7 protein-coding genes are annotated in these 11711 nt (G+C 61.1%); 2 read left to right on the top strand and 5 right to left on the bottom strand.

Going from position 1 to position 11711, the window contains the following annotated elements; translation table 11 throughout:
• Positions 1–55: 55 nt before the first annotated feature.
• Both JNL55_RS20065 and JNL55_RS20060 read left to right on the top strand, forming a co-directional pair.
• A complete protein-coding gene (locus JNL55_RS20065) occupies positions 56–1291 on the top strand; it encodes an erythromycin esterase family protein (protein WP_293857819.1) in 1236 nt (411 codons plus the stop codon).
• 46 nt (positions 1292–1337) lie between these two features.
• A complete protein-coding gene (locus tag JNL55_RS20060; RefSeq protein ID WP_293857816.1) occupies positions 1338–3440 on the top strand; it encodes an alpha/beta hydrolase family protein in 2103 nt (700 codons plus the stop codon).
• A gap of 449 nt (positions 3441–3889) precedes the next feature.
• On the opposite strand, the gene JNL55_RS20055 is transcribed toward JNL55_RS20060, so the two are convergent.
• The 5 genes from JNL55_RS20055 to JNL55_RS20035 form a co-directional block, all read right to left on the bottom strand.
• A complete protein-coding gene (locus JNL55_RS20055) occupies positions 3890–6334 on the bottom strand; it encodes a penicillin acylase family protein (RefSeq protein ID WP_293857813.1) in 2445 nt (814 codons plus the stop codon).
• 23 nt (positions 6335–6357) lie between these two features.
• Positions 6358–7923, bottom strand: a complete 1566-nt coding sequence (locus JNL55_RS20050; protein WP_293857810.1) for a serine hydrolase domain-containing protein — start codon at positions 7921–7923, stop codon at positions 6358–6360.
• Between the two features lie 107 nt (positions 7924–8030).
• Entirely contained in the window at positions 8031–8954 is a 924-nt protein-coding gene (locus JNL55_RS20045; protein ID WP_293857807.1) for a pyridoxal-phosphate dependent enzyme, read from the bottom strand.
• Positions 8944–10641: a serine hydrolase domain-containing protein gene (locus tag JNL55_RS20040; RefSeq protein WP_293857804.1), complete on the bottom strand. Its 1698-nt coding sequence runs from the start codon at positions 10639–10641 to the stop codon at positions 8944–8946. Before JNL55_RS20040 ends, JNL55_RS20045 begins: the two co-directional genes overlap by 11 nt.
• Positions 10628–11711: alpha/beta hydrolase family protein (locus tag JNL55_RS20035; RefSeq protein WP_293857801.1), on the bottom strand; the 1084-nt coding region annotated here is incomplete at its 5' end. The genes JNL55_RS20040 and JNL55_RS20035, both read right to left, overlap by 14 nt.

The raw sequence follows: 11711 nt of genomic DNA, 5'->3' as shown, positions 1-11711 counted from the left end.
CATTCATTGGGCAACTCAATCCGCCGTGCCCGAGGATCTTGAGACGCTTGGCAGCATGATCGGCGACGCAACCGTGGTTGCTGTCACCGAAGCAACACACGGAGCCGCCGAACCTCTCGAGTTTCGTAATCGTCTGTTTCAATACCTGGTAGAGAAGAAAGGATTCACGGCGATCGCCATCGAATCCGGGCTAGTCGAGGGCCGCGTGGTTCATGATTTCGTGCGCGGCGGCCCGGGGACGCTTGACGACGTATTGGCCAACGGCATCTCGTGGACCTTCGACCGCCTCCCCGCCAATCGCGACTTGATTGCTTGGCTGCGTGCCTACAACGCCGATCCGTCGCATCACCGCAAGGTCGATTTTTACGGCTTCGACGTCCCGGGCAGTCCCGGAAACCCTGAAGCCAAGCGACACCTCGACACTGCATTGTCGGCCGCGTTTGACTACCTGGCTCGCGTGGACGCAGTCGCTGAGACGAGCCTTCGTACGCGCGCAAGTTCGCAATTGAAGCACCTTCACTTCGATACCCGCTCGGCCGAAGCATCTGGTTACGCCAGCCTGAGTCTTACGCAGCGTGATGCACTCACCGCCACTGTGGCCGATCTCATCGCCTTGCTGGAACGAAAAGAAGCTGACTACATCGCGGCCAGCTCGGCGAATAACTTTCAATGGGGTTATCGAGCAGCCATCGGAGCGCGCCAAGCGGATGCGTGGCTCCGCCAAATCCCGGTCGGTTGGAAGCGCAGCGACAGCAACGGAACGCCAACGTTCTTCGCACCGGCGCTCGATTCGCGTGATCGTGCACAGGCCGACAACTTGGAATGGGTGATCGAACAGCAAGGCTCCAGCGGCAAGATTCTGGTGTTCGCTCATGCCTATCATCTGAGCACCGCTCCCATCAAAGCGAGCTGGAACTCGGCGACCGACGACTCCTCGCAACAGCCGGCGGGAACGTATCTGAAACGCCGCCTCGGCAACCGACTCTTCAGCATTGGCAATCTCGTCGGTGCCGGCGAGATCGAAGTGGAAGGTTTCCGGAGTTGTGCCGGCGGCAAGAAGACGCTGACCCGATCCCCAGCACATTCTTTTGACGGCGTGCTTGGCGAGATCGACCAGTCGCGCTTCATTCTGGATCTGCGTCCAGCGCCACCGCCCGTTGCAACCTGGCTCAAGCAGCCCCAGCCCGTCGCTCTGGGCTCGCTAGCCATTGAGCTGGCAATCGGGCGCGCCTACGACGCATTGCTGTACCTGGGCACGGTTAGTCCTGCTTGCAGCAGTTCGCATCGATAGCACTCAGCTCAAACACCAACGCAACTGTTCATCACGAGTCCAACGCATGTCCAAGATTCAGCCCGCGCACAGCGGAAGCAATGTCCGTAAGCGTCTCGCGGCCGCGTGTGTCGCAGTCGGATTGTCTTTGCTGGCCGGCACGTCCTCTGCCGCCGAAAGCAATCGAATCACTTTCGCCGATCTGGACGCCGAAGTCGGCTTCTCCGGCCAACCGGCGATCTCGCCCGACGGTCGCAGCATTGCGTTGTTGGTGACGCGCGCGGATTGGGTCGACAATCGTTTCAATCGCCAACTGGTCATCGTCGACACAGAGACCGGCGCGCAGCGCATCGTTGCTCCAGGGCGCAACTCGATCAGCGCTGCCAAATGGTCGCCGGATGGCACCCAGCTGGCGTGGCTCGACTCGCCGTCAGGAACGGCTGCTCAGATATTCATTGCTCGCTCGAATGATTTCGATGGTGCTCGCGCAGTGACCAAGGCTGCCGCTGGCGTCGGCGCCTTCAAGTGGAGCCCAGACGGCGCATCCATCGCATACACGACTGCGGACTCAGCGCCGCCACCCGCCAGTGACGATCCTCACAATCGTTCCTTCGAAGTCGACGACCGGAACAACTTCCTGTCCAAAGAACGCTTGATGCCGACGCAGCTCTGGGTCATTTCGGTCGCAGGCGGAGCTGCGCAACGGCTGACTTCCGGTCAAGAGTCCGTCGAGGACTTCGAATGGGCCAGCAGCCAGTCGCTGGCTTTCACGGCCAAGGCCGCCAAGACCACGCCAACGCCGAGCATTCAAGAGCTCACGGCGCCGACCGAACTCTACTCGGTCGATAGCGGCGGAGGAGCGCGAAAATCTGTGCTGGCAGCGAATCCGAACGCTCCTATCGGTTCAATGCTGGCTACTTCGCCGAACCAACAATGGCTGGCCTTCATGCGCTCACGGGGGCCGGAGTTTCGTTTTCGCGCCGAGGGCATCACGCTCGTTTCCACTTCGAGTGGCGAAGTGCGCAACGTCACCAGCGCGATTGATCGAAATTTTCGTGATGGCGTGTGGCTTCCCGACTCCAAGAGCCTGATCAGCGTTGCGGTAGAAGGCAGCAAGGATGCGATGTGGCTCGTGCCCCTCGACGGCGCCGCTCGCAAAGTAGACGTCGGGCCCGTTACTGACGTGCGCAGTGTGTCGACGAGCGCCAGCGGCGCAATCGCATTCTTGGGCATGGAAGCCCGACGCAACACCGAACTGTATTTCAAGCGCTCGGCGGAGGCGAAGCCCAAGCGACTGACGGCGTTCAACGAACCGCTGGCGAATAAACAGTACGGGCCGCTGCAAACCATCCACTGGCAGCTCGACGGCTTCGATCAAGTTGGCGTGTTGATTCATCCGCCAGGCTTCCAGAAGGGCAAGCGCTATCCGCTGGTGGTGGCGATTCATGGCGGCCCGATGACGACCTCCACGGAAACATTCACGCCTTACTACGAACTGCTAGCGGCACAAGGATGGTTGGTGTTTACACCCAACTATCGGGGCAGCACATCGGCGGGCGATGCCTACCGCCGCGCCATCGTTAACGACGCGGGTGACGGTCCCGGCCGCGATGTGATGGCGGGTATCGCTACGGTCAAAGCATTGGGAATCGTCGACGAGCAGCGAATCGCACTATCCGGATGGTCGTATGGCGGCTATCTCACTGCCTGGCTCACCTCTCACTACCAAGGTTGGAGTGCCGCGGTCGCAGGTGCAGCTGTGACCGACTTCGCTGACGAATATAGCTTGTCGGATTTCAACGCCTGGTATGGCTACAGCATCAACGGCTCGCCATACATTGGCGACAACGACCAGCAGTACCGCGAACAGTCGCCCATCCACTTCGCAAGAAACATCCGCACACCGACCTTGATTCTGGCACTGACTGGCGACCGTCGCGTTCCGATCACCCAGTCATACAAGCTCTATCGGGCCCTGAGAGACAATGGCACCGCCGTGCAATTCATCGCCTATCCATTGGACGGTCACACTGCCTCGGATCCCGTGCACACGCGCGATGTCCGTCGACGCTGGCTGCAATGGATTGCCGATCACTTCAACGCGGCAGCACCGAGCGAACGTAGGGATTCCGCCCACTCACGACCGGCCTTGAGCATGATTGAGCCCTAAGTATTTTCTGGCGTGGCTAGGTGAGATCCGCAACAGCAAGATGGACCGTCGTTTTGTCGATGTGATTCTTCGAAGAAGCAGGCGTGACGGTTTAGCCATGAGAGATGGGGAGGAGTCATGGCACTAATAAATTCTATTTGGTTCGCCAAATTGCTTGGCGCGAAACATCAGACGCAACCCGAGAGCAACACCTACCACGCAGTCTCCATTATGCCTGGCAGCGATGCTTGCGCCGGAGCCCGTCGTCTCTGTGGACCGCGTTTCCTGTCCCGGAACGCACCGCGGCTACCGTTGACGGGTTGCGATGCCAAAGTTTGCAACTGTCGCTTCAAACATCACCGAGATCGTCGCTCCGGCTCGCGGCGCAACAGCGATATGGGCATGGTGTCGGCAGCGTACTCGAATCAGGAACGTCGAATCTCTCGCGGCCGCCGCTGCGACGATCGGCCCTAATTCGATTGCACCTCGGCGGGACGCTCGGCTCGACCGGGCTCCAGTAAGGTTCGCGAACGCGCCGCGGATTTGACTGCGGGCGTCGAGAACAAGATCGGAAAGTATTTGCCTTGGGCCCACAGCTCGAACAGGTCGCGATAGTGCGGGCTGTTCACATCGCCGGACTGCCCGGGCGTGTTCTGGCCGATGGAGTTGTCCCAGTCTTCGGTGTCCACGATGATCTTCAAGGAAGCTCCAGCCGCTTGTCGCCCGGAGCCCGTGGCATTGACGGTGTAGTTATCGCCGCCGCGTGGCGCGAGGCCCACATCGAATCGAGCGCGAGTCTGCTCGTTCACCACGCTCGACAAGGGATGTTTGATCAATGCGTGGTGATGTTTCTCCTGCCCGAGACGCCAACCTTCCATGTCCGGCCCGAGCGTCGCCGTCAGCTCCTTCACTGCCTGCTCCAGGCTCCGCACCAGCAACTGGTCGCGACCTTTGAGCGGATCCACGCCGAAGTCGACACCGGGTGCATACAGCTGATCGATCATGCGTTTCATCGAAGCGGTGATCCGTGGCTTCTGCTTCGCGAGTTCCTCGCCCAGGATCAAGTCGCGAAAGTTGTCGCGCAGCCGTGTCTGCCACGGTTGATAAATGCCAGCCGCCACCGAATCCTTGTCGAGCACGTAATTCCAAGCAAGCAGGCGATCGCGCGCTTGCGCAGTTACTCCCGTCAGCGGCAAGCCGGCCAGCAGCGGCACAAGCTCGCGCGCCGGCAATGACAACTCATCGTTCTGCATGCGAGCGTTGAGTGCAACGTTGAATTTCTGGCCGGTGCTCAACATCTCGGAAATACGATCGGCGCGCGTCGAGTCGGACCACTCGTAAGTCATTGCGTCTGGAAACTTGAAATCCACCGGCATCAGAAAATTATTGGCCGTAGCCAGGAAACCTTGCGACGGATTCAGAGCATGCGGCAATTGTTCGATGGGCAGGATGCCGTTCCATTCATACGTGCCGTCACCGGGCACGGGCAACAGCCCGCTCCAGTTCGGCCGCCGGGGCCGCAGGCCGGTGGCCTGCCAACCGATGTTTCCTTGGCGGTCCGCCCACACCATCGCCTCGGCCGGCGCGAGGTTGTACAGGCATGCGGCCCGGAATTCTTCCCAGCTCTTGGCCTGATTCATACGCAGGCTGGCGAGGTAAGGTGCCGCGCCTCGATCCATCCAGGCGGCACGCAACGCATATGCTTTGCGCTTGGCGGTATCCTCGAAAAGCACCGGACCATGACGCGTGTACTTATAGGTCACCGCCACTGGCGCCTGCCCTTTCACCTCGATGGTGTCCTGGATGACGCGCATCTTTTCCCAGCGATTCTTGTAGCGATACGCGTCCGGGTTTGCCGGATCGGTGTCGTAAACATACAAGTCTTCGCTGTCGCTGCCGTAGATGGTCAAGCCCCAGCCGCCGTACTCGTTATGACCGATGGATACGCCGGGCAACACCGGCTCGCCACCGCCGATCACGTTCCAACCCGGCGCGTTCAGATGCACCCAATAACGCAAGGACGGTGCAGTGACCGCACGGTGCGGATCATTCGCCATGATGGGATACGTGCTCTGCGAGCGCTCGCCGGCGATGACCCAGTTGTTGCTGCCGATATCGCGCGACGGCTCGTTGGGAATCACGCCAATCGATGCCGACATTTGCTTGAACGAGTCCGCGGAGTTGCGGTACTGCGGATCGATCTGGCTGGGCTCGAACTGCATCGGATCGCGAAACGCGACGTACAGCTCCAGCACTTGCTCCGGCAGACTCGCCAGATCCAGGCCCGGCGGCGCCACCAGTTGCGGATCGCCGCCCTGGTAATAAGTGAGCTTGCGAATGCGCTCAGCGCCGACAGTCGTCAACAGCTTCGCGTTCGCCAGCTCCGAGCGCACGTTGACGAGCAGGCCCTGGTGACGAGAGATGACGACGTCGGGTGTCCAGCGCTTCGGCGTGATGCCGAGTAGACGGAACTCCAGTGTCAGCAGTTCGGGATTGCGTTCCGTCTCCGCGATATAGGCGTTCACGCCCTTCACGAACGCGTCGACGATGGCCTCGCCCCGCGGATGATAGAAATTCAGTTCCTGCCGCAAATCACCGCGAAACTGATGCAGACGGGCGCCGATGTCCCGCTTGAGCTCTTTCGGCCCGAACACGGCCGCCGCCGTGCCGGTGGCCTGCATCCGCCACAACTCGAACTGGAACAGCCGGTCGCGAGCCGCGCTGTAACCCTGGGCGAAAAACAGATCCGCCTCGGTCTGGGCATAGATATGAGAGATCCCCCAAGGATCGCGGAGGATCTCTACCGGCTGTTGTAAGCCCGCCAGTTGTTTGCGTTCGGCCGCGGCCGGGACCGAACTGGCTTGTGCGACGGGGAGCAGAGCGACGATGAGTACCAAGCAGCACAGGATTCGCATCGTCGCTCGTCACCCCATTGTGATTACCGGGCGCTCATTTTAACGGCCCGAGTCTGGATCCTGCCGGTATTAGAACCGATATCTTCCGAGACCAGCAACGCGTTCAGCTTGCCGGCGTAGTCCCGCAAGAACTGATACGTGGTGCCGCCTTCCTCGTCGACGAAGTTGGTGGCGTCCATCGCATACAGCCGCCTCGACTCGTCACCTTCGCGACGATACAGCGCGCCGTCTTTCTGCACGATCTCATAGCCCGCCTTGTCGTCGCTGCCGTGGCGGAACGTGGTGAGCACGAAAGCATCGCCGATCGCATACACGCCAGCACGCTCGCTCAATTCCGCTGCGCTGAGCGACACAGCCGGCACGCGCTGATGATAGTCCAGCTCCTCCGACCAGCCTTCCGACAGCGCCACGGCGCGACGCGCCTCCGTGTACAACTCGGTGCCGTTGCTACCATTGGTGAAGATCACCACGCCGTTACCCGTCGCCAGGTGACCTTCCATCCACGCCATGTACGAATCATTGGCACCGCCGTGGCTGAAGCGACGATCCACGCCCGCCCCTTCCAGACGTGGCCCCAGGCCAAAGACGCTGCGACCCACTTCCGACATCATCTGGTGCGCCAGCGGCGCGCTCAGAAAATTGCCCGAGCCCTGATAGGACTGGATGAACGCAATCACCATCGCCGAATAGTCCGAAGGCGTGGTCCACAATCCGGAAGCTGCTTTCTCCGGCATCGCTTCATAGCCTCGCGGCAACGCGCGGGGCTTGCCATCCCAGCCATGCGCCTTGGCAATGTTTCCTAGCGAGGCCGGCACCGGGTTTTCATAGGTGCTGCGCTTCATGCCCAACGGCTCGAACAAATAACGGCGTGCCGCCGACGGGAAATCGCCGCCCGTAGCTTCTTCCACCGCCAATTGCTCCACCGTCGTGCCGCCGCCGGAGTACTGAAAGCGCGAACCAGGCGTGTAGATCACTTCCACTTTCGCATTCTTCGCAGGCGCGCGGCCGAGCAGCGTTTCCACTGTCGTCGGCAGCGTTTCGTTCGGCTGATAGTCGGCGAAACCATGCACGGTCAGGCCCGCCGAATGCGACATCACACCCCGCAGCGTCACCGGAGACGTAACGGTGTAAGGATTCGCCGGGACCTTCCAGGCGTTGAGATAGCTGTTCACGTCGCGATCCAAATCGAGCTTGCCGGCATCCACCAGCCGCAGCGTCACTGCCGCCGCGCCGACCTTGCTCACTGAACCGACCGAGAACAGCGTCTGCGTGTCGACCAACTCTTTGCCGCCCACCTGGAGCACGCCGTAGCCCTTGGCCCAGGCCACCTTGCCATCGCGAATCACCGCGATGCTCAAGCCCGGCACCTTCCAGTGCTCCATCCGTTCCTGCAGCGTCCAGCGCTGCTCGGGCTGCCCCACTACGCTGACGGCTGGCCGGAGAGAGGTTTCGAATACACGGATACGCGAGGCCTCATTACGAGGCGTGCTGGCTAGGCTCGCGTGCGAGGCCAGCAACGTGCCGATCAATAGCGGCAACAGCAGGCGGCGCGAGGAATCGGGGGCAAGCGTCGAGGCTTTCTTTGTCATGGTCGGACCCGGTGCAGAGCGCAGATAGGCGCTCGCCGATGTTGCCGGCGGCGTGCGCCGACAACATCCAAGGTTCTACCCAAAACCAGACGACCGGAACCAGACGACTAGGTTTTCAAACGGAACGCTGCGTCCCAATCCAGAAGCTGGCGCTGGTTGACGCCCACCCCGCCACAAACCACCACGACCACCCGCTTGGCCCGTGCTAACACCGATGTTTTTTGAGTCAACGCGGCCAACGAAGCGCCGCAGGCCGGTTCGGCCAGGATGCGGTGTTCGTCCAATAGAGTCATGCAGCCGGCCACCGCCTGCGCGTCCGACACGACGACGCTTTCTATCTGGAACTCACGCGCTAAATCGACCGCTTGCTGGCACACCTGGCGGGCGCCCAGCGAGCTTGCAATCGAGGTGATTGCCGGCAGCAGCACCGGCTTACCGGCGGCCAGTGCCTGCGCATACGAATCGGCACCGAGCGTCTCCACTGCAACGATGGCGACCTCGTTCCAGCCGTTGCGCTTCAAACCCTCGCCGACACCGCACAGCAGGCCGCCGCCGCCCACTGACAAGACGATGGCATCCGGCGGCTCGGTCTGCCGAGCCAGCTCATCGACCAGCGTGGCGTGCCCGGTCCACAGCAGCGGATCGTCGAACGGATGAATGAACGCGCTGCTCGCATCCAGCAGAGTAAGCGCCATGGCATTGGCCTCGTGCCACGACTCGCCGTGCACGATCACTTCCGCCTGCTCCAGCTCGATCAGGCGTTTGGCGCGTTGAGTGGTGGTTTTGGGAACGACCACCGTCACCGGCACGCCGAGCCGTCTTCCCGAATACGCCACCGCCAGTCCGGCATTGCCGCCGGATGAACTGATGAACCGCTGGGCGCCCCGCTTGCGATGCTCGACGCAGGCATAGCCCACGCCGCGCGCTTTGAACGAGCCGGTGGGCTGCACGGCATCCAGCTTCAAAAAGATTTGAGCCCCGGCGCTCGCGCTCAACGACATGGACTCGATCAGCGGTGTCTCAACGTGCATCGGTGGACGATCCCTGGCGACGGAATGTCACATTCTGTACTCGCGCTCCCGTGACGAGCAAACCTCGTACTGTGCCGGTCTCGGCCCGCGTGAACTGCACCGTGCCTCCTTGGGAGGACAAGAACAAGTCCGGCCCAATCGCTGTCAGCGGATCGGGCGGGTATTTCTTACGCTCCAGCACCAACTGTGCCTGCCGTTCGACCAGGCTGTAGCTCACATCCAGCTCGTCACTGTAGTAGCGACCAGTCAACTCTTTGAGCGCGCCGGCCGGCATTGAATAGGCAGCCAACCGATCCCAGATCTCCGACGGCTCGCCCTCACCCTGAGTCACGACACGCAGCGCCTTGCCGGTCGCCGGCTCGAAGCGGGCCGGACCCAACGCTTCGGGCACCAGATAGTGACCTTGACCATCCGAACGCAACGGAGTTTTGCCGCTGGGCTGGATCGTGTGTAACGAGCCATCGACCACATCGAGCCGCATCACGATGCCAGTGTCACGCGACCGATAGATCCCATCCTTGCCAAGCGCGGCTCTCCGAGTCGCTGCATCGTCTCGGACAACAAACGTCACCGGCGGCAACGGCAAACGTTCGGCCAGATATAAATCGGCCACCTTACGCGCCAGCTCCGTTGCTGGCGCCGTGGTATTGCACAGACAGACCACTGAAAAGTGTTGCTCGGGAAAACGCAGAATCTCCGAACGATAGCCCGCGTCCCCACCCGAATGTTCTACGATGGGCAATCCGCGATACCGCAACATCATCAAGCCCATCGCGAAGTAGTTGTCACCGCCGGTGGTGAGCGGATCGAGCCGCGTCATTCGGTCGTTGAAATGGGCGCTACCGACGCGCTGCTCATAAAAATTCTGATCCCATTTCGCCAGATCTTCGACGGTCGTATACAGACTGGTCGGCCCCACCGTGTCGAAGTTGGTCACGGCCAAGCGGAACTTACCGCCGGGCGCCGGGACATAGCCCCAAGCCTCACCGCGATTGATCTCAGCATGATCGTTTCGGAAGTGCGTCGAGTTCATGCCGAGCGGCGCGAACAGGTTTCGAGTGGTGAACTCTCGTAGCGACTGGCCCGATAGACGCTTCACGACCTGCGCCGCTAACGTGAATCCGGTGTTCGAGTACATGAACTTCGAGCCGGGCGTGAAGTTCAATTCACGCTGGGCCAGCACGATCTTCAGCACATCGTCATCGGTGATCAAATCCAGCGAGTACCGATAGCCTGCCAGCGCCAGCAAGCCCCATTGATCGCGCAGGCCGCTGGTGTGTTGCAAGAGATTGCGCAGCGTGATGCCAGTGCCGAAGTCCGGCAGCTCGGGGATGTAGCGTCGAACATCATCGTCCAATGCAAGCTTGCCCTGCTCTTCGAGCAGCATGATGGCCGCTGCCGTGAACTGCTTCGACACCGAGGCCACATGAAACGGCGTCGACGGAACGATCGGCGCGTCGTGCGATAGATCCGCCATGCCATAGCCGCGCGTGAACACCGTCTCGCCATCATGCAGAACTGCGACGGCGCATCCTGGCGAGTCAGCGCGATTCCATTTAGAAAAGACTTCGTCGACCTGCGCAGGCGTGACTTGACTCAACGTGTTCTGGGACGCCTGTGCATCGCCCATCGCGACCAAAGACAGCGCGGCAGCGATGCCCGCGCGCAGCCATTCACTTACTCGCATCGCGAAAGCTCACTGTCATGAAATGCCTGGGCGCACCGTTCTCACGCGGCGTCTTCTTCAAGTACGCAAGCGCAACCGAGTCGTGCTTGAGATAGGCATTGAGAAAGGCAAGCGTGTAACGCGCCAGCCAGCCATACCCCGCGGTGGCTTCGTCACGGTCATAGTCGGCTTGCTGCATCGATGGGAAATAACTCTGCCAAAGCACTTCATTGCGCTGATGCATGGACGTGTGATGCCCATGCACGAAGCCGAGTAGATGCACATCAACCAAATCGCCGCGGGTCCAAGCGTTCAGAACATTGGGGCCCCGAAATTCCGCTGCGTTCAACACCCGCTCTTGATACTCGAACGTCATCGGCGCGCCCGCGATGGATAGCAGCGGCACGGTCATCCGCTCCGGATGCACGTCGCCTGCCTGCTGCACGTAGTTTGGAGAGAAGCGCAGACTGCCATCGAGAGAGATCAGAGCGCCGATGCGCTCGTCGCGGGCAGCGGCAAACACATTCGACAAGCCACCCCAACTGAAACCCAGCGCCGCAACTCGAGAGGCATCGACATTGCTCAACGTCTGCGCATAGCCGACCAGAAAAGAAATGTCCTGCGCCTGCGTGTTGAGGCCCGCCAAATCTTTGGTCATGGCGCGAGTGGTCGCGCCCATGTTGGGCGTGGCGATGACCACATAGCCGTGACTGGCGAGGTGCTCGCACAGATCGGCATTCTCCCAAGCCACCGAAGAAAAACCCGGCGAGTAAATGACGACAGGGAAACGCCCCGACGCAGCCGGCGCGTCGCGTACCGCCCTGAGTCGCGATGCTAGGACTGGAGTCAAACCGGCCAGCAGCTCCTTGGCTTCAGCGCTCGGCTCGGTGGGTTTGCCGAAAGTCGTCTCTGTCGCCAGCAACGCAACGTAGTCGCCGACGGTCATGGAGGCATCCTTGCCCTCGGCCGGATACCAGACCAATGTTTGCAGTGGCCTGCCCGGCTGCGCCTTGCTAAAGGAGCGCGTGTAGTCGTACTGCTCTACGACCTTGAGGCCTGTTGCATACGGCCCCACAGGCTCGTCGAAATGA

The sequence above is a fragment of the Steroidobacter sp. genome, from assembly GCF_016790065.1.
Lineage (GTDB): Bacteria > Pseudomonadota > Gammaproteobacteria > Steroidobacterales > Steroidobacteraceae > Steroidobacter.
Note: the sequence above shows the minus strand (reverse complement) of the source record. Positions and strands in the feature narration are given on the sequence as shown.

What these genes read in the sequence shown, in the direction of transcription:
- JNL55_RS20040 (WP_293857804.1), bottom strand. Translation starts at nt 10,641, where the DNA reads ATGCGAGTAAGTGAATGGCTGCGCGCGGGCATCGCTGCCGCGCTGTCT.
- JNL55_RS20050 (WP_293857810.1), bottom strand. Translation starts at nt 7,923, where the DNA reads ATGACAAAGAAAGCCTCGACGCTTGCCCCCGATTCCTCGCGCCGCCTG.
- JNL55_RS20065 (WP_293857819.1), top strand. Translation starts at nt 56, where the DNA reads ATGATCGGCGACGCAACCGTGGTTGCTGTCACCGAAGCAACACACGGA.
- JNL55_RS20055 (WP_293857813.1), bottom strand. Translation starts at nt 6,334, where the DNA reads ATGCGAATCCTGTGCTGCTTGGTACTCATCGTCGCTCTGCTCCCCGTC.
- JNL55_RS20045 (WP_293857807.1), bottom strand. Translation starts at nt 8,954, where the DNA reads ATGCACGTTGAGACACCGCTGATCGAGTCCATGTCGTTGAGCGCGAGC.
- JNL55_RS20060 (WP_293857816.1), top strand. Translation starts at nt 1,338, where the DNA reads ATGTCCAAGATTCAGCCCGCGCACAGCGGAAGCAATGTCCGTAAGCGT.